Below are 18274 nucleotides of genomic sequence, written 5' to 3'. Positions count from 1 at the left end.
TGGTGCTTCCTCTCGTCGGTGGTACGCCCGGAACGGTAGGCAGCGGTGGTGCGTGCTGGCTCAGGAATGCGCCGGGAGCGCTGCGGGCGTATGTTGCGCCCCATGAAACGGGTGACGGTCTCCATGAGCGTCTCGCTCGACGGGTTCATCGTCGGGCCCGACGGCGGCTTCGACTGGGCGCCGCCGGACGCGGAGGAGTTCGGCGCCTTCCTCGAGGAGATCCGCGGCGTCGACGTGCACCTGCTCGGCCGACGGCTGTACGAGACGATGTCGTACTGGGAGGACCCGGACCAGGCCGGCTCGTGGGACGCCGCGGAGCAGGAGTGGGCCGAGCGCTGGAAGCAGCTGCCGAAGGTCGTGTTCTCGCGCACCCTGACGAGCGTGACCGGCACGAACACCCGGTTGGCCACCGGCGGTGTCGCCGAGGAGGTCGCGCGGCTCCGCGACGAGCCCGGCGACGGCGAGATCGCGGTCGGCGGCGCGGACCTGGCGGCCTCGGTGGCGGAGCACGACCTGGTCGACGAGTACCGCCTGCGGGTCTGCCCGGTGCTCGTGGGGGGCGGCCGGCCGTTCTTCCCCCGCGGCGAGCGCCAGGTGGGGCTCGAGCTGCTGTCGACGCGGACGTTCAGCACGGGGGCGGTGGCGCTGCGGTACGCGGTCCGGCGCTGATCCGCAACGGACTGCTCCGAGCCGCGTCCGCCCGAGCCCATGGCCCGAGCGCGGGCGCACGCCCACGCCCCCGGGTCGAATTCGAAACGGGCGCTGACGGATCCGGTCGGAGGAACCCGACGATCGCGAACCAGATCCGTCAGGGCGCGATCGGAACTCCCACGTCCCGGAGAACCGGTCCCGCAGAACACCGCCGACACACGGGAATGGACGAGACGCCCTCGGCTTTGCACTGGCCATGACATCGTCAGCAGAGCGCCGCGGGTGGCTCAGCGTGGTCTCCGTCGCACTCGGGTCCTTCGTCCTGGTGCTCTCCGAGTTCCTGCCCATCGGGCTCCTGCCCGCCATCGCCACCGACCTCGACGTGCCGATCGGCACCGCTGGCCTCATGGTGGTCGCCACCGGACTGGTCGGAGCCGTCGCGGCCCCGGTCGTCACCGTCGCCACCTCGCAGCTCGACCGCCGGGTCGTCCTCGTCGCCCTGACCGTCCTGCTCGTGGTCGCCGACGGCCTTGCGGCCATCGCCCCGTCCTTCGGCATCCTGCTCGTCGCACGCATGCTCCTCGGGGTCGGCATCGGCGGCTTCTGGGCGATCGGCGCCGGCATCGCCGGGAGGCTCGTCAAGCCCTCCGCCACGATCCGCGCGACGTCCTTCATCACCGCCGGCGTCTCCGTCGCCACCGTGGTGAGCCTGCCGCTCGGTGCGTTCGTGTCGTCGATCGGCAGCTGGCGTCTCGGGTTCGTCATCGGTGGCGCGCTCGGCGTCGTGGCCCTCGTACTGCAGCTGGTGATGCTGCCGAGCATCCCGGCCGTGCAGCGGGTGCGCTTCAGCACGCTCGGCGCACTGCTCCGGGTCCCTCGGGCGCGTGTCGGGCTCATCGCCGCCGCGTTCGTCTTCGCCGCGCAGTTCGCCGCCTACACGTACGTCGCGCCGTTCCTCCAGCAGCTCGTCGGGGTCGGCCCGGACACGGTGACCCTCGCGCTGCTGGTGTTCGGTGTGGCCGGGATCGTCGGCAACTTCGCCGCCGGGTTCACCCTGAACCGCAGTGTCCTCGGCACGATCGGGGCGTCGAAGTTCGTCCTCGCCGCCGCCGTCGTCGCGCTCCCGCTCCTGGCGCACTCGGTCGTCGGCGTCTTCGCCCTGCTGGTCGTGTGGGGCCTGGTCTGGGGCGCACTCCCGCTCGGGATGCAGACGTGGATGTCGACGGCCTCCCCCGGCGGCTCCGAGACCGGGCTCGCCCTGTTCGTCACCACGATCCAGCTCGCCATCGCCGCGGGTTCGGTCCTGGGCGGCGTGGCCGTCAGCACCGTCGGCATCGCCGGGGACTTCTGGCTGTCGGCCGGGATCGCCGTGGTCGGCGCTGTCGTGCTGGTCGGGCTGGGGCTGCGGCGCTCGAGTGCCGTGCCGCAGGTCGCGGACGCCGAGGTCGTGGACCCGACGCCGACGGCCTCGACGCCGGTCGCCTAGTCGGCAGCTGACGCCATCGCGCGGTGGCATGCCGTCACCAGGCTGACCGCCACGCGTGCCGCGCGGTCGGAAGCATCGTCGAGGTGGGCCCGGAACTGGTCCCCCGTCGGCGCACAGAGGTCGCTGATGCCGCGAACCGAGACGAACGGGACGTCGTGGACATGGGCGAACTGCGCGATCGCCGCGGACTCCATGTCGACCGCGCCGACGTCCGGGAAGACCTCCCGCAGGGCCCGAGCGCGCTGGTCCGCCACGAACACCTCGCTCGAGCCGATGACGTGCGGTCGGACGCGGAACGGGACCTCGGCGCCGAGGGCGTGGTCCACCAGGTGCGGGTCGGCCGCGTAGCGCTCGGGCATCCCGGGCACCTGCCCGATCCGGTAGCCGAAGACCGTCGCATCCGCGTTGAGGTTCACGTAGTCCCGGCCGACGACGACGTCACCGAGCTCGACGTCCGTCGCGAGCCCGCCGGCGGAACCGATGCTGATCATCGGGACCGCTGACCCGAACAGGTGGAAGCAGCGGGCAGCGGCGATCGTCGCGTTCGTGAACCCGATCCCGCTCCGCACCAGGGCCACGTCCGCTCCGTTCACGGTGACGAACCAGGGTGCGCCGCCGACGGGCTCCGCAGGAGGATCGGTGGCGAAGGCGGCGAACGCTGCGGCTTCCTCGGCCATGGCGGCGATCACCACGACCGACGGGACGGTCGGGCCCGTCGGTCCTGCAGCCGCGTCGTTCTCCCTGGTGCTCACTGATCGATCCTGACACGGATGCCGGGCTGTCCCGTTCAGCGCGCGAGGAGCAGGACGACCAGGGTCGCGACCGCCAGCACGAGCAGCACCGCTGCGGGCTGCAGGTTCTTCTCGTGTGCCCGCACGTGCGCGATGACCGCGCCGGCGAAGTAGACGACCGCGCCGATCGCGGCGGCGATGCCGATCGCGGGGACCCACAGGCCGACGACCAGTCCGATCGTGGCGAGGACCTCGAGCACGCCGAGGACGCGCATCTGCGGCACGGACACGTTGACCACGCGCATGTTCTCGATCATCTGCTTGGTGCCCAGCAGCTTCATCACCCCGGAGCCGAGCATGGCGACAGCGAGCAGGAGGGAGAGGACGACGGCGGCGATGTGCATGGTGACTCCAGTGGGATCGGTGCTGCAGTGAAACGGACGGTACTCCCCGGTTCAAACCGGACACCGCCGTCCGTATTCCCGGTCCGGCGTCGTACACTCCGATCGTGAGCGACACCGCCGGACGACCACCGCGGAAGGACGCCATGCGGAACCGCGCGGCGATCGTGGACGCCGCCCGGACGGCGTTCGCGGAACGCGGTCTCGGCGCACCGCTGGAACCGATCGCGGCGGCGGCGGGGGTCGGCAACGCGACCCTCTACCGACACTTCCCGCGGCGGGCAGCCCTGTGGGAAGCCGTCCTGCGCGAGCCGCTCCAGGAGGTCCTCGACCTGGTGCGCGCCTGCACGGACCTGGCGGCGCGTGAGCCCTGGGACGGCTTCGCGACCTTCGTCCGGCGCACCGCCGACATCGAGGCGCGTCGCGAGGGCTACAGCGAGCTCATGACCACGCGGTTCACCGGCGCCCCGACCCTGCTCGCGCTGCGGGCGGAGATCCAGACCGGCGTCGAGACCCTCTTCCACGCCGCACAGGACGACGGCAGCGTCCGCGCCGACGCTGCACTCGAGGACGTCGCCGTGCTGCAGCTCTCGATGGCCCGGACCATCGAGGCCTTCGGCGACGTGGCACCCGAACTGCATCGACGCTGGGTGGGCCTGCTGCTGGATGGGTTCCGCGCTCCCGAGGGGGTGCGGGACCCGCTCGCCGGGCCGCCGCTCCGGCCGAACCAGATCTGGCGGGCGGTCATGCGGCGCCACTGACCTGGTGGTGCCGACGCGGGCACAGTGGCATGCTGCGAACACGTCGTCCAGGGCGGACGACCGGTGGAGGAGAACTCGATGTCCGGAGTGACGCACGTGGTCCTGGTCCAGTGGAACGCCGACGGGGACCGGTCCGTCGAGGCCGACTCGCTCGCGCGGGAGCACCTGACCAAGATCGAGGGGGTGCTCTCCGTGCAGTCAGGGTCGAGCGTGAGCACCGAGGGGAAAGAGGGCGACTTCGACTGGATGCTCGTGGTCGAGTTCCGCGACCGGGAGTCCCTGGCGGCCTACCTGCCGCACCCGTCGCACCAGCCCGTCGGCCAGTTCATCGGCGCCGGCAGCCAGCACGTGGTCGTGTTCGACATCGACCAGAGCTGACCCGCGCCGACGCCGGCGGGCTCAGCTCGCGAGCTCGAGGTCCCAGACGGGGGCGACGTACTCGCGGGCCCAGCCCTCGCGCAGCCGGGTGACGGCGCGGTCGTAGGCCTCGAGCAGGTCCATGTCCGGCCGCACCATCGACTGCAGCTGCAGTCCTTCGTACGTGGCGAGGAGCTGCTCAGAACCGCGAGCCGGCTCCATCGTGCCGGGCTCCCGGCCGAGCTGGACGTCGCGCTCGAGGGCACGCTGCACGAAGGCGTGGAACCGACGCCACCGCATGTGCAGCATCGGCGCGAGCGGGTGGTCGGGCGCGGCGGCGATGTTCAGCGTCGAGGTCAGGAAGCGCATCAGCGACGGGTCGGCGATGTTCGACGTCACGATGGCGCGCAGGAACCGGATCGTGCCGTGCTGCTCGGCGATGCCCATCAGCGGGCCGGTGCGCTGCTCGTTCCAGTGGTCGATCGTGGCGAGGAGCAGGCCGTCCCAGCTCGGGAACACGGCCTCGACGGTCTCGGGGGTGGTGTCGGCCTCGCGGGCGACGCTCTCGACGGTGACCTCGTGCAGTGGCCGGGTGCGCAGCGACTGCATCATCCCGGCGACGATGCGCGATCGCATCGACTCCGTGTCTCCGGCGGGGGCGTCAAGTTCGTGCGTGTGCATACACCGATCCCACCGCTCGGGACCGCCGACGAGCCAGCCCCAGAAGGAGGGGAACGCGCTTTCCGGCCGTCCGGAGAGGAAGCGTCGGCCCTTGGTAGCGTGCCTCCATGACCACGTTGCCCGCCGATCGACCGTCCTCCGAGGCCGAGGTGCAGGCCGCGCTGCTGGCCCTGGACCACGCGACTGAGCACCCCTTCTCGGTCGTCCTCGAGGACGGGGCCGTCGTCGCCGGCTGGGCAGGAGCGACCGGCCGCGAGCGGTTCACCTACCGGTACGTCGTGCGGCTGCTGCCCGAGACGGGCGAGTACACCCGGCTCACGAAGACGTCGGCCAGGACCTCCGGGAGCGCGTCCGGGTCGTACACGTTCAACTCCCTGTGGATCTCGAAGCCGGTGAACGAGGTGCTCCGCGCCCACGGGTGGCGGCCACGGCGCACCGCGGTCGGGAAGTTCCTCCGGCGGCTGGTCGGACGCACGGACTGACCCATCGGTCTGGCCCCGACACACGGATCGGCCGGCCAGTGACGGCCTGGAGGCTCGTGGCGGGCCCGCCACGAGCCTCCAGGCCGTCATCTGGTCACGGTCGACGCGACCCGGTCAGCGGGCGTCCGCGCTGATCGCCAGGGCGGCGCCGATGGCGCCGGCGTTGTCCCCGAGCACCGCTGCGCGCAGGTCCACGTCGACGCGGTAGTCCTCGGACCGGTCGAGCGTCCGGAGCAGGTCCTCGCGGATGAGGGGCAGGCAGATCGCCGCGCTGCCGCCGAGGACCGTGACCCTCGGCTGCCAGAGCGTGTGCAGGGCGGCGAGTCCGCGGCCGACGGCGACCGCGTAGTCGCGGAAGACCGTTCGCACCCGCTCGTCGTGCTCGGCCGCGGCCATCGCCTCGGCGATCAGGGTGCGATCGGCTGCGACGCCACCCATGGCCTCGCTGAGCCGTCGCTGCAGGGTGCTGCGCGCTGCGGCCTGCTCGAAGCACCCGGTGAGCCCGCAGTAGCAGCGCTCGGGGTCACTGCTGATCGGGATGTGCCCGCCCTCGGGGTGCGCGCCGTCGGCACCGCGGAGCGGTCGGCCGTCGACGAGCATCGCGACACCGACACCGGTTCCGAGGGTCACCATGAGGAGCCGGTCGGTCTGGGTGCCCGCGCCGGCACGGAGTTCGCCGTAGGCCGCCGCGACCGCGTCGTTGTCGATGCCGACGGGCACGCCGAGCCGGGCACGGAGCTGGTCGACGACGGGGAAGCCCGTGAACCAGGGCAGCGTCGCGCTGTTGTGGACGACGCCGGCCGCGACGTCGACGGGGCCGCTCGCCCCGATGCCGACCGCTGCCAGGTCCGCACCGGCGGGGACGACCCGCTCGACGAGCTGTGCGAGCCGGTCGACGCGCTCTGTCTCGGTCCCCGCGCCGAGCTCGGCCGACGGGACGTCGACCGCGGCGACGACCTCGTCGTCCACCATGCCGATCACCCGCGACCCGGTCCCGCCGAGGTCGACGCCGACGCGGCAGACGGCCGGGGCGCTCACAGTGCGGCCGTCACCTTCTGGCCGAAGCGGAAGCGCCCGGCGACCTCGCCGGTGGCCTTCGCGAACGCGAGGGTGAGCAGCTGGGTGCGGACGGACCCGACCGCGAGCCGTGCGAGTGCGCTGTCCCGGTCCGGCGTGGCGAGGAGCTCGGTGCCGTCGTACGCGCGCGGCCCCACGGTGAGGACGGTCGAGCCGGAGCGGACCAGGTCACGGGCGAGCCCGGGCAGGAACGGGTCCTCCGCACCGCCCGGACCGAACAGCACGGCGGTCAGGCCGGGACCGGCGAGCTCGTACGGGCCGTGGCGGAACGCGCCGCCGACGAAGCCCTCGACCGGCACCTTGCTCGACTCCTTCGTGATGAGGGCGCCCGTGAGCGCGGTCGCCGCGTCGTCGCCGATCCCGATGTAGGCGAACCGGGCGCGGGGAGCGTTCCAGGCCTGCTCGGCGAGGGCGTCGGGGACGGGCCACGCGTCGAGCAGCGCGGCGACGTCGTCCGCGATCCGGCGGACCTCCTCGTCGACAGCCTCGACCGAGCCGCCCGTCATCAGGGCGAGGGCGCGGTGCTGGGCGGCCAGGGTGTTGAGGTAGCTCTTCGTGCTGACCGTGGCCTCTGGACCGCTGTGCAGCTCGAGCACGATGTCGGCCATGCCGGCGAGCGGGCTCGTCGTGTCGTCCGTCGTGGCGATGGTGAGCGCGGGCCGGCACGACCCGGTGAGCTGGTCGGCCAGGGCCGCGACCTCGCCGCTCCGCCCCGACTGCGACGTCGCCCACAGGAGCGTGCGGTTCGTGACGCGCTGGGGGACGTCGAGGAGCTGGCCGGCGTCGATCCGGACGACGGGCAGGCCCGCCGCGGCGAGCGCCCGTTCGATCGGGACCGCGGCGTAGTCGGACGAACCCATCCCGGTCAGGACGATGCGGTCGTGGTCACGGAGGTCGACGTCGCGGAGCGCTGCCGGGAGCGGGGCGTCCGCCTGGCGTCGGAGCGCGGCCGGCTGCTCGGTGATGTCGTCGATGTAGGAGGAGGTCTCGGCGGTGCCGTTGGACATGGTGGTTCCCTCGTTGGTTCTGGGACGGGTGGATCTGGGGAGGATGAGCGGACGAGCGCTCAGCGCGGCACGGGCACGCAGCGGAGCACGTCCCCGTAGGCGGCTCGGTCGTCGAGCGCGAGACCGTCGTCGGTGATGACGGCGTCCACGTCGTCGAGCGCGCACACGGTGGCGAGTGAGCGCCGGCCGAGCTTCGAGCTGTCGGCGACCACGGCGACGTGCTGCGCGGCGCCGATCATCGCCCGCTTCAGGGGCAGCTCGACGACGTTGATGTTGGTGATGCCGGCGTCGGGGTCGACGCCCTCGGCGCCGAGGAAGGCCCAGTCGACGTGCAGCCCCTCGACCGCGTGCGTCGCGACCGGTCCGACGAGCGTGAAGACCGTGTCGAGCAGCAGGCCCCCGGTCACGTGGACCTGGTGCACGCGCTGCGCCCGGAGACACATCGCGACCATGAGGTCGTTCGTCACCACGGTGAGGCCGCGGTGGTCGCCGAGCGCCGCCGCCACCTGGTAGGCGGTGGAGCCGTTGTCGATGAGGACGGACTGGCCGTCGGTGACCATGGCCGCCGCGGCGACCCCGATGGCGGTCTTCTCGGCGAGGTGCTGCGAGCGCCGCACCTCGTAGGGGGTGTCGATCGTGTCGGCCGGGTCCGCGGGGAGCGCCCCGCCGTGCATGCGCCGGATCAGGCCCGCCCGCTCGAGGCGTTCCATGTCGCGCCGGATCGTCGACGAGTCCACGTGCAGCGCCGCGCTGAGGTCGACGGCGCGGACGTACCCGGTGTCGCGTACCTGGTCGAGGATCGCCTGACGCCGCTCGGCCGGTGTCTGCGGCATCGGCGACCCCCAGGAGTGGTGTGCAGGTGCCTCGATCGTAGTCATGCGCCGGTACGGACCTGCTCGGCGGTGGCACGCGCGGCGCCGCCGGTGCGGAAGTGCTCCTCGAGCTCCTCGAGCGTCCGGCCCTTCGTCTCCGGCATCTTCAGGCAGAAGCCGACGAACACCAGGCACACGACCGCGAAGATCGACATCGTGGCCGGTGCGCCGATGGAGTCGAGCAGCGGGAGCGAGAAGACGCCGATGACCAGGTTCGTGGCGAAGATCACGAAGGTCGCTGCCGCGGTCGCCTTGGCCCGCACGTGCAGCGGGAAGATCTCCGAGATCACGACGTAGGCGACGAGGCCCGGGCTCACCGCGTACACGACGATGTACACGGCGAGGCAGATGAGCGAGAGCGCTGCGGTGCTGCTGTTCACGGGGAACGCGAGCAGGACGGCGAGGGCCCCGAGGGACACCGTCATCCCGATGGCACCCACGAGCAGCATCGGACGGCGACCGACCCGGTCGACGAGGGCCATGCCGACCCCGGTGAAGACGACGTTGACGACCCCGAGGCCCACGGTCGCGAGCAGCGACGCCGAGGCGCCCATGCCGATCGACTGCAGGATCTGCGGGGCGAAGTACACGATGAGGTTGATGCCGCAGCCGTTCGCGAAGAAGGCGACGAGGATCCCGATGACCACCATCGGACGCACCCAGCCGCGGAACAGGTCACGCCAGCGTCCGCGTTGTGCGGTGGCGTCCTCGCGGTTGACCGCCTCGATCTCCTCGATCTCGTGTGCGACGTCGTTCCGTCCGCGGATGCGACGCAGCACCGTGAGCGCGGCCTCGGGTCGTCCCTGCACGACGAGCCACCGCGGCGACTCGGGGATGAGCAGGACGCCGAGGGCCAGCAGGACGCCGGGCACCGCTGCGAGGCCGAGCGACCAGCGCCAGGCCTCGGTGGACGCCAGCGCGGCGTTGATGCCGTAGCCGGCGAGGATCCCGAGCGTGGTCAGCAGCTGGAACCCGGCGACGAGTGCGCCGCGGAGCCGGGACGGCGCGAGCTCGGCGATGTACACGGGGACCAGGACCGACGCGGCGCCGACGCCCAGCCCGACGACCACGCGGCCGACCATCAGGACGGCCAGGTCCGGCGCGACCGCGGACACCAGGGCGCCGAGGCTGAACAGGACCCCGGAGAACAGCAGCGTCCACCGACGGCCGAACCGGTCGGCGAGGGGGCCACCCGCGAGGGCGCCGATCGCCCCGCCGAGCGTCGATCCGCTGACGACGGCGCCCGTGAGGAAGCTGCCGAGGTGGAAGTCACCGGCGACGAACCCGCCAGCGCCTCCGGAGACCCCGATGTCGTAGCCGAAGAGCAGACCGCCGAGGGTGCTGACGGCGATGGCGATGTACACGTAGCCCGTCATGCGGTCATGAGTGCGTGGCACTCGGGTCGTCGATGTCATGCCGCTCAGTGTTGCTGCGCGGATTCGTGCAGACAAGGGGGCAAGCGTGCGCGTATTCGTGCACGGTTCGGACACACGACGGAAACGCAGACCGGCCTAGGATCGCTGTCCCCGGTGGGCCGGGTCACCGAGCACACCAGCCCGGATGCTGCATGATCTGGTGGGAGACCACGCACGCTGACGGGGATCGGGGGGCTCGTGACGCGACCACGGCTGCTCGTCGCGCGTGCTCGTGCGCGGCTCGCGCTCCTGGTGCCGGTCGCGTCCGTCGTCGCAGCGGCCGTCGCGCTGCCGCTCCTGGCGATCGGGCTCGGTGACGCGGGAGCCGAGTCGGGCGCCGCCACCGTCCTCGCCGCCCAGCCGGCGCGCGCCGCCGCCACCGTCGTCACCGAACAGCTCGGCGACGCGCCCACCGCTCAGGCCCGCCGGGTGCGCGCAGCCATCGCGGACCGGCTGCCCGCCGACAGCGCGGACGTGACCTGGACCGCGTCGGTGACCACGGCCGTCGACGCGGGGAGCGCCGGACAGGAGGCCCGGATCACGGCCGTCCCGAGCCTCCCGTCCGCCGCCCACGTCGTCTCGGGCACGTGGCCGGCCGAGCCCACCACGAGCGGTCCGGTGCCGACCGCCGTCCAGGCGGACGCAGCGCAGCGCCTCGGTCTCCGGGTCGGCGACACGGTCGCCGTCGGCCCCCGCTCGGCCCTGGTGCTCCGCGTCGCGGCGACGTGGCGGGCGCACGACGCCGGCGCTGCGGTCTGGTCGGGTGCCTCGGACGTCGGGTCGGGCACGGACGACGGCGTGGCCGGCCCCTTCGTCGTGCCCGCGCGGTCGATCGCGGACGTCCCGGGCACGGCCACGGCGACCTGGACCACCACGCCGACCACCGACCGGGGGCGACTCGTCGCGCCGGACGGGCTGCGTCGAGGACTGAGCGCGGTCACCGCGGCGACCTCCGGCGACACCGGTGCGCTGGCGGGCGCGGACGTGTCCGGCACCCTCCCCGCGACGTTGGCACGGATCGACGTCGGCATCGCGACCGCCCGCGCCCTCGTCCGGATCGGCGTCGCGGTCGCCGCGGTCCTCGGCGTCGTCGCCGTCAGCGTGCTGTTCGTGCTCCTGCGCGACGCGCGGTCCCGCGAGGACGCGCTCTTCACCGCACGCGGCGCGACCCGCGCCCAGCTCGTCCGCTGGACCTGCCTGGAGACCCTGGTGGTGGCAGGTGCCGGAGCCGTGGTCGGCGCCGTCGTGGCGGTCGTCCTCGCCGGTCTCCTCGGGCACGGAGCCACACCGACCGTGTGGGCCGGCGTCCTGACACCCGTCATCGCGGTCGTCGTCGCGGTGGCCACCGCCGGTGTCGTCGCCGCGCGGCGGACGTCGTCCGTCGGTGCCACCGGCACCTGGGTCGCGGTCGTGCTGACCGTCGCCGTGGTGGCGGCAGCGGCGTTCGCGACCTGGCGGCTCTTCACCGTCGGCGTGCCGGTCTCCCGCGTCCGCGGACAGGTGCAGACCGACCCGATCGCCGCCGTGTCACCGGTCGTGACGGTGTTCGCGAGTGCGCTGGTCACGGTCGTCCTCGTGGGCGTGGTCGCTGCGCTCGTCGCCCGCGCCGTCCCGCGGTGGCGCCGGTTCCTGCCAGGTCTCGTCGTGCGCCGGCTCGCCAGGACCTGGGCGTCGACGGCCCCGGTCGTCGTGCTCGTCGCGATGGCGGTCGCGGTGGGCGGGCTCGCGGCCGGACTCGCGGCGACGACCTCGGCCGTGGACGGCGCGACCGCCTCCGCCGTCGTCGGACCCGCGGTGCGGGTGACCGCCGACGGTGACGACGCCGTGGAGGACGGGGCCACCGTCGTCGCGCCGACGGCAGGGGTCTCCGGGCGGGACACCGTCTCGACGCCCGTGCTCACCGACGAGGTGACCGCGGGTGACCGCCGCGTCCCCCTCGTGGCCATGCCGGCGGCTGCGGCGACGGACGTGCTCGGACGCGCGGGTGCCGCGGCGTTCCAGGGCGTCGCCGTGCCGGGCCGAGCGGGCACCGCGCTGCCCGCCGGCACCCGCCGGGTCGAGGTCACCGTGCGTGTCGGGCAGGCCACGCTCGACGGCACGCCCCGGTCCGACGCACGCGGCGCGGTCCGGTCCGCGCTCTGGGTGGTGGACCAGGACGGGGTGGCCGCCGAGCTGCCGCTCACCGCCGACGACGGCGCCGACGTGGCGCTCGGGGAGACCGGCCGCCTGCACGCGGTGCTCCCCACCGCCGCCGGGGCACGGGGGACGACCTGGCGACTGCTCGCGGTCGACCCCACCCTGACCTTCAGCAGCCGTCCCGCTGACGTCGACGCGGGGATCGCACCCGCGCGGCTCCGGGTGACGGTCGGCGTCGCCGTGGCCGACGTGCCGGCAGCGGCTGGGGACCGCGTGCTCGAAGACCTCGGTGGTCCCACCCGGATCCCCCTCGGAGCGGCGGCGTCGGGGCGGCCGCTGCCCGTCGTGGTCACCACCGCGCTCGCGGCGGAACTCGGACTGCGGCCCGGGTCGCCGCTCGACCTCGACGCGGCGTCGACGGCGCGCACCCTGCACACCCGGGTCGCCGGTGTGGTCGAGCGGGTACCGGGCAGCGCCTCCACGACCGCCGTCGCCGCCGACCTGCCGGCACTCGTCGACGCATCCGTCCTCGGCGGCCCGGCGGTGGACGGCACGGCGGGCGCGGTCCCGCGGGCCGACGAGACGTGGATCGCCGGCCCCGACCCGACGACGCTCGCCGCGCAGGCCGCTCGGCACCTGACGGTGTCCGGGTCCGTGAGCACCCGGGCCGCCGTGTCGTCGACGCCCGTGCTCGCCCCGGCGGTGGGGGCCCTCGCCGGGGTGGCGGCGTTCGGCACCCTGCTGGCGCTCCTGGCGTTCGTCGGAGGTGTCGTCAGCAGTGCCGACCCGCAGCGCTCCGCGACCTCCCGAGCGCTCGGCGTCTCCCCCGCTGCAGCCGGACGGGCCCGCGTCGCGGAGCTCGTCACCCCGGTCGTCGCTGCCACGCTCGGCGGGCTCGTCGGCGGGGGCGTGACGGTCGCGACGGTCGCCGCACCGTTCGCGATCGCCGCCGTCCCCGGTGCGACCGGCCTGGTCACGGCCGATCCCGTCGTGGTCTCCGCCAGCACCTTCCTCGTGCCCGTCGTCGTCCTGGCGGGGGCCGGCCTGCTGGCAGCCGTCGCCGGCCGCCGGACCCGCAGAGCCGTGGCCGAGGGAGGACACCGATGAGCGGCCGGCACACCCGTCGACGTCCCGGCACCCCCCTCGGGAGAGTCGTCGCGGAGCACCGCGCACCCCTCGTGGCCATCGCGGTCGTGACCCTGCTCGCCACACTGCTGGCAGGGTCCGTGCTGTCGGTCCTCGGCGCGCTGGCGACGGCCGGCACCCGAGCCGACCTCGACCGGGCAACCGCGACGGACCGGGACCTGCAGGCGACCTTCGCGGTCGTCGCCGGGGACGCCGAACCACCCGCGACGGCGCAGACCGTGTTCGACGGGCTCGGCGACGACCTCGACGCGGTGCACCGGTCGATGCCCGGACCGCTGCGCGCCGCGACCGGACGAGCGGGCTGGTACGCGGCCACCGGGTACCTCGGGCTCGACGCACTGCCGTCGAAGGTCCCGGCGTCGGTGTCCGTCGCGACCGACCCCGCGTTCGCCGACGTGGTGCGCTTCAGCGAGGGCCGGGCGCCACGACCGGCGCGGGACTCCGCCACGGTCGAGGTCGCCGTCTCCCCCGCCGTCGCCGCGGCCGTCGGGTGGCGGGTGGGCCAGGTCCGGACCGTCGCCGGCGAACTGTCGCTCGAGCTCGTGGGTGTCTACCGGCCGCTCGACCGGCACGACCCGACGTGGGGACACGTGCCCACGACGCTCCGGCCGGCGACCGCGGGGACCGGTGACGGCGGCACGACGGTGTCGGCCACGGCGTTCGCCGCGGCGGGGTCCTTCGGCCACGTCGCCGACGACGGCCGCACCCCCCAGGGCCACGCGTGGTTCCCGGTCCACACGGACACCGTCACCGCGTCCGGACGCCCGGGCCTGGTGGACGCCGTCGGTCGGTTCCTCGCCACCCGACAGCCCCTGCCGAGCACGGCGGCCGGGTCGGTGGCCTTCTCGACGGGCCTGCCGGGGCTGCTCGACGCCTCCGTGGCCCGCGACGCCACGGTCGGCACGCTCGCGGCGGCACTCGGCTCCGGGCCGGCCGGTGCGCTCGTCGCACTCGGTGCACTGCTCGCCCGACTCGTGCTCGACCGTGCCGAGGCCGGCCTGCGGCTGCTGGGAGCGCGCGGCGCCTCCGACCGTGTGGTCCGCTCGGTCGCCGCCGGGCTCGTCGCCGTCGCCGCGGTCCCGGGTGCCGCTGCGGGCGGGGTCCTCGCGGTCCTCGTGCAGCTGACGCCGCTGGGTGGGTCGGCGCCCGCCCCGCTGCAGGCCGTCGTCGCTGCGCTGCTCGCCGCCGTCGTGCCGTGCGCCGCGGCGGCGGTCCTCGCGCCCACGGTGCGGGTCGGAGCACGTCGTCGCGCCGTCCGACCGGTCGTCGAGGCCGCCGTGCTCGTCGCGACCGTGGCGGCGGTCGTCGTCACGACCAGGAGCGGCGTCACGACGAGCGCGCCCGGCGGCTCGGTGGACCCCCTGGCCGCGGTGCTGCCGCTGCTGCTCGCCGGGTCCGGCGTCGTGGTCGTCCTGCACCTGCTGCCCGTCGTGCTCGGACGGCTCGTCGCCGTCGCCCGACGTCGCCGTGGAGTCGCGATGCTCGTCGGGGTCGTGACCGCCGCGCGCTCCGCCGTCGCGCAGGCCGTCCCGCTCGTCGTCGCCGTCATCGGCATCGCCGTGGCCCTGTTCGCGACCGTCGTCGGCAGCACGCTCGAGGACGGGGTCGCCCAGGCGGCCCGCCGGAGCGTCGCGGCGGACGTCGCCGTGTCGTCGGTGGCCCTCGACCCCGACCAGGTCGCCCGCGTCGCCCGCGTCCCCGGCGTCGCTGCCGCGGTCGGTGTCTCCACCACGGACGAGGTGTCCTTCGACACCCCGGACGGCGCCGTCCAGGCCGTGGTCCTCGTCGCCGACGCGGACCGACTCGCCGCCGTGCAGCGGGACGTCCCAGGAGCGCTCCCCGCACCGGCGGCACTCCGCACGACCCGGGGCGAGCGTGTCCCCCTCGTCGCGTCGCGGTCCCTCGCCGAGGCCACCGGGCGGGACTCCAGCGTCCTCGGGACGGACACGCGCGTGGTGGCGACCGCCCCGGACGCGGTCCCGTTCACCCTCGCGAAGCGCTGGGTGCTCGTCGACACCCGCACCGCAGAGGCCCTCACCGAGACCGGCAGCGTCGACCGGGTGCTCGTCCGGACGGCCGACGGCGCATCACCCGACCGCGTCGCCGCGGCCGTGCGACGCCTGGTGCCGTCCGGGGACGTCGACACGGCCGTCGGGGTGGCTCGGTCCATCGACGCCGACCCTCGCGTCCCGGGCACACGTGCGGTCGCGGTCTCGGCAGCAGTGCTCGGTGGTGCGCTCGGCCTCGGCACGCTGGTCGTCGCGGGGGTGACGGCGGGGTCATCGCGTCGGGCTCGGACCCGCCTGCTCGGGGTGTTCGGCACGACCCCGGGTGACGCGCGGGCCGTCGTCGTGGCCGAGACGCTCCCGCTCCTCGTGGCCGCACTGGTCACGGGGACCGCCGTGGCCGTCGGGGTCGTCGCGACCACGCTGCCCTCGGCTGACCTGCGCTCGTTCACCGGAGCCGTCGTCCGACCGGTGGTCTCGGTCGACCCCGGGCTGCTCGCCGGGGTGGCCGGTGGACTGCTCGTGGCGCTCACGGGCGTCCTCGTCCTGACCGTCCGCGCCGGCGCCCCCGCGCACCACCGCCCGACCAGGAGGAACCGATGAGCACCACCCCCGACATCGTCTGCCGCGACCTCGTGCGGATCTACCGGTCCCGCGACGTCGAGGTTCAGGCGCTCCAGGGCCTGACCCTGACGGTCCGAGCGGGCGAGATGGTCGCGCTCGTCGGTGCCTCGGGCAGCGGCAAGTCGACGCTGCTCGGGATCCTCTCCGGGCTCGACGCCCCCTCGGCCGGGCAGGCCGTCGTGGCGGACGTCGACCTCGGGTCACTCGACCGTCGCGGTCGCACCCGCTTCCACCGTCACAGCGTCGGCTTCGTCTGGCAGCAGACCGCGCGGAACCTGGTGCCGTACCTCACGGTCAGCGAGAACGTCGCAGCGGTCCTCACGGTCGCGGGCGTGCGCGGCCGTCAGCGTGACGAGCGGGTCCGCGAGGTGCTCGACCTCGTGGGCATCGGCGACCACGGTCACGAGCTGCCCGGGGCGTTGCCGGGTGGTGTGCAGCAGCTCGCCGCGATCGCCGTGGCCCTGGCCAACCGCCCGCGGGTCCTGCTCGCCGACGAGCCGACGGGTGCGCTCGACCGTGCCGCCGCCCGGGCCGTGCTCGCGACGATGCGGGCGGTGAACGAGCACGAGGGCGTCACCGTCCTCATCGTCACCCACGACCAAACCGTCGCCGAACAGGTGCGACGGACGGTCCGGATCCGGGACGGACGCACCTCGACCGAGACCATCCGCGACGACCTCGGGAACAGCCCGGGAGAGGAGTTCGCCGTGATCGACGAGGCGGGGCGCCTGCAGCTGCCCGAGTCCTTCCAGCTGGCGCTCGGGCTGCGCGACCGCGTCCGGCTCAGCCTGCAGGACGACCACGTCGTCCTGCGCCGCGGCGACGACGAGGTGGACCGGTGAGCGGCACCGTGCTCGAGGCCTCCGGGCTCGGGTGGGACGTGACCACCGCGGCCGGCCCGCTCCGGGTCGTGCACGACGTGGACCTGCGCGCGGACCGCGGCGAACTCGTGGTCGTCCGCGGCGCCTCCGGGTCCGGCAAGACCTCGCTGCTGCGGCTGCTCGCCGGCCTCGAGCGTCCGGACCGCGGCACGGTCGCCGTCGACGGGACAACCCTGGCCGACCGGAGCGAGGACGAGCTCCGCGCACTCCGCCGCGACCGCCTGGCGATCGTCTTCCAGGACTTCTCACTCCTGCCCGTGCTGACCGCGGCCGAGAACGTCGAGGTGCCGCTCCGCATCCGGCGCACCGAGCCGGCCGAGCGGGACGCGATGGTGGCCGAGGCGCTCGCGCTCGTCGGCCTGACCGGACACGAGCACCAGCGCCCCGACGAGCTCTCCGGCGGTCAGCAGCAGCGGGTCGGCATCGCCCGAGCGGTCGTCGTTCGACCGGGACTCCTGCTCGCCGACGAACCGACGGCACAGCTTGACAGCGCGACCGCCGCGGGGATCGTCGACCTGGTCGCCGGCCTCGTGCGTGACACCGGGCTCGCCGCGGTGGTCACCACGTCGGACGACGCGTTCCTCGACCGGGCGACGCGGGTCGTCGACATCGAGCGCTGAGGGCAGCTGCCGTCAGCGCCAGAGGAACAGCAGCACGACGAGCCCGGACATCGTCAACGCCATCGCGCTGCAGATCACCGCGACGACGACGTCGTCCTGCGGCACCTCGTCCGCGTCGACCTCGCCGGCCTGACGACCGCCGTACGGTCCGACCTGGCCGGTCCACCCGTCCCCGTTCACGAGAACCGCGCGACGAGACCGGGCACGACGGCGTGCGGCTGGATCGCGACGAGGCGGTAGGACGCGCCCCCGTCGAACGTCAGCACGACCGTGTGCGGGCCGAACAGGTACGGCGACGCGGTGAGTCGGGGCCGGTTGGCGGTGAACTCGTAGACGACGTCCGTCCTGACGATCCCGGAGCCCGCCTTCTCGTAGATCGACACCTCGTCGGGTGAGGTCGCCGTCGCACCGTCGCAGGTGCTGTCGACGAGCCACTGTGTCGTCCCGATGCCGCGCAGGTCACTCGCGCTGATGACCACGGACCTGACGTCGTCGCCGCAGATCTGCAGCCCCGGGTGGTCGGCGGCGCGGACGGCCGCGGTCAGCCCGGGGACGGTGTCCGTCCACGGGAGCGGGCTCTGCACGCCGGGCCGTGGCGGTTGCCCGGGCGGGAAGACCGCGGGCGACGCCGAGCTCGTGGCCGTTGTCGACGACGACGAGTTCGAGGACGGTGCCGTGCTCGACGACGGCTCCGCGCTCGATGACGGCTCCGCGCTCGGCGAGGCCGTGCGAGACGGCCCCGCGCCACCCGCTCCCGTCTCCGGCTCGGTCTCGACCGGCGACTGCGAACAGCCCGCGAGCAGGCCGGACACGACCAGCACCGCCGCGACGACGGCCCCCGCCGTGGTCCTCGTCCGTTCCATGGGGTCCTCCTCCTGGTGGGGCACGACTGGGTGTCCGCTCCCGATGTCGGCGAACCTACGGAGCCACGGTGTCGACG

At 74.1% G+C, this 18274-nt stretch carries 18 protein-coding genes; 9 read left to right on the top strand and 9 right to left on the bottom strand.

Annotated elements, in window-relative coordinates:
• The first annotated feature begins 102 nt into the window (after window positions 1-102).
• A complete protein-coding gene (locus OXR63_RS01635) occupies window positions 103-669 on the top strand; it encodes a dihydrofolate reductase family protein (protein ID WP_267419607.1) in 567 nt (188 codons plus the stop codon).
• A 238-nt stretch (window positions 670-907) separates the two neighbouring features.
• A complete protein-coding gene (locus OXR63_RS01630) occupies window positions 908-2137 on the top strand; it encodes an MFS transporter (protein WP_267419606.1) in 1230 nt (409 codons plus the stop codon).
• Here OXR63_RS01630 and mtnN read toward each other — a convergent pair.
• Together mtnN and OXR63_RS01620 are read right to left on the bottom strand one after the other, a co-directional pair.
• On the bottom strand, window positions 2134-2889 hold the full coding sequence (gene mtnN, locus OXR63_RS01625; RefSeq protein ID WP_267419604.1) for a 5'-methylthioadenosine/S-adenosylhomocysteine nucleosidase: 756 nt from the start codon (window positions 2887-2889) through the stop codon (window positions 2134-2136). The two genes, OXR63_RS01630 and mtnN, sit on opposite strands and share 4 nt — an antisense overlap.
• Before the next feature lie 35 nt (window positions 2890-2924).
• Window positions 2925-3272, bottom strand: a complete 348-nt coding sequence (locus tag OXR63_RS01620) for a DoxX family protein (RefSeq protein WP_267419603.1) — start codon at window positions 3270-3272, stop codon at window positions 2925-2927.
• Between the two features lie 104 nt (window positions 3273-3376).
• Between OXR63_RS01620 and OXR63_RS01615 the strand changes: the two genes are divergently transcribed.
• Both OXR63_RS01615 and OXR63_RS01610 read left to right on the top strand, forming a co-directional pair.
• Window positions 3377-4030 (top strand): TetR/AcrR family transcriptional regulator, encoded by a 654-nt coding sequence (locus OXR63_RS01615; protein ID WP_267419601.1) that lies wholly within the window; start codon window positions 3377-3379, stop codon window positions 4028-4030.
• 78 nt (window positions 4031-4108) lie between these two features.
• A complete protein-coding gene (locus tag OXR63_RS01610; protein ID WP_267419600.1) occupies window positions 4109-4408 on the top strand; it encodes a Dabb family protein in 300 nt (99 codons plus the stop codon).
• A gap of 21 nt (window positions 4409-4429) precedes the next feature.
• Here OXR63_RS01610 and OXR63_RS01605 read toward each other — a convergent pair whose 3' ends face one another.
• A complete protein-coding gene (locus OXR63_RS01605; RefSeq protein ID WP_267419598.1) occupies window positions 4430-5068 on the bottom strand; it encodes a TetR/AcrR family transcriptional regulator in 639 nt (212 codons plus the stop codon).
• Between the two features lie 107 nt (window positions 5069-5175).
• Between OXR63_RS01605 and OXR63_RS01600 the strand changes: the two genes are divergently transcribed.
• Window positions 5176-5550 carry a hypothetical protein gene (locus OXR63_RS01600; RefSeq protein ID WP_267419595.1) on the top strand — a complete coding sequence of 125 codons (375 nt, stop codon included), beginning with the start codon at window positions 5176-5178 and terminating at the stop codon, window positions 5548-5550.
• 114 nt (window positions 5551-5664) lie between these two features.
• On the opposite strand, the gene OXR63_RS01595 is transcribed toward OXR63_RS01600, so the two are convergent.
• The 4 genes from OXR63_RS01595 to OXR63_RS01580 are packed head-to-tail and all read right to left on the bottom strand — an operon-like array spanning window position 5665 to window position 9996.
• Complete coding sequence (locus OXR63_RS01595; protein WP_267419594.1) at window positions 5665-6588, bottom strand: ROK family protein; 924 nt, start codon at window positions 6586-6588, stop codon at window positions 5665-5667.
• Window positions 6585-7634 (bottom strand): SIS domain-containing protein, encoded by a 1050-nt coding sequence (locus OXR63_RS01590; RefSeq protein WP_267419593.1) that lies wholly within the window; start codon window positions 7632-7634, stop codon window positions 6585-6587. The genes OXR63_RS01595 and OXR63_RS01590 overlap by 4 nt, the downstream gene beginning before the upstream one ends.
• A gap of 59 nt (window positions 7635-7693) precedes the next feature.
• A complete protein-coding gene (locus tag OXR63_RS01585) occupies window positions 7694-8467 on the bottom strand; it encodes a DeoR/GlpR family DNA-binding transcription regulator (RefSeq protein WP_267419592.1) in 774 nt (257 codons plus the stop codon).
• A 41-nt stretch (window positions 8468-8508) separates the two neighbouring features.
• Complete coding sequence (locus OXR63_RS01580) at window positions 8509-9996, bottom strand: sugar porter family MFS transporter (protein ID WP_267419591.1); 1488 nt, start codon at window positions 9994-9996, stop codon at window positions 8509-8511.
• Between the two features lie 123 nt (window positions 9997-10119).
• Here OXR63_RS01580 and OXR63_RS01575 point away from each other — a divergent pair, with 123 nt between their 5' ends.
• Genes OXR63_RS01575 through OXR63_RS01560 form a run of 4 tightly spaced genes read left to right on the top strand, consistent with a single transcriptional unit; the run spans window position 10120 to window position 17334 of the window.
• Entirely contained in the window at window positions 10120-13164 is a 3045-nt protein-coding gene (locus OXR63_RS01575) for an FtsX-like permease family protein (protein WP_267419589.1), read from the top strand.
• Window positions 13161-15812 (top strand): hypothetical protein, encoded by a 2652-nt coding sequence (locus tag OXR63_RS01570; protein ID WP_267419588.1) that lies wholly within the window; start codon window positions 13161-13163, stop codon window positions 15810-15812. The genes OXR63_RS01575 and OXR63_RS01570 overlap by 4 nt, the downstream gene beginning before the upstream one ends.
• On the top strand, window positions 15809-16675 hold the full coding sequence (locus tag OXR63_RS01565) for an ABC transporter ATP-binding protein (RefSeq protein ID WP_194659752.1): 867 nt from the start codon (window positions 15809-15811) through the stop codon (window positions 16673-16675). The genes OXR63_RS01570 and OXR63_RS01565 overlap by 4 nt, the downstream gene beginning before the upstream one ends.
• Window positions 16672-17334: an ABC transporter ATP-binding protein gene (locus OXR63_RS01560; RefSeq protein ID WP_267419587.1), complete on the top strand. Its 663-nt coding sequence runs from the start codon at window positions 16672-16674 to the stop codon at window positions 17332-17334. Before OXR63_RS01565 ends, OXR63_RS01560 begins: the two co-directional genes overlap by 4 nt.
• Before the next feature lie 12 nt (window positions 17335-17346).
• Here the strand turns inward: OXR63_RS01560 and OXR63_RS01555 are convergent, their stop codons facing one another.
• A complete protein-coding gene (locus tag OXR63_RS01555) occupies window positions 17347-17514 on the bottom strand; it encodes a hypothetical protein (RefSeq protein ID WP_267419586.1) in 168 nt (55 codons plus the stop codon).
• A complete protein-coding gene (locus OXR63_RS01550; protein ID WP_267419585.1) occupies window positions 17511-18197 on the bottom strand; it encodes a hypothetical protein in 687 nt (228 codons plus the stop codon). The genes OXR63_RS01555 and OXR63_RS01550 overlap by 4 nt, the downstream gene beginning before the upstream one ends.
• Between the last annotated feature and the right edge of the window lie 77 nt (window positions 18198-18274).

It is taken from the genome of Curtobacterium sp. GC_Cur_3, from assembly GCF_026544205.1.
Classification (GTDB): domain Bacteria; phylum Actinomycetota; class Actinomycetes; order Actinomycetales; family Microbacteriaceae; genus Curtobacterium.
This window is presented reverse-complemented; position numbering and strand designations above follow the sequence as displayed.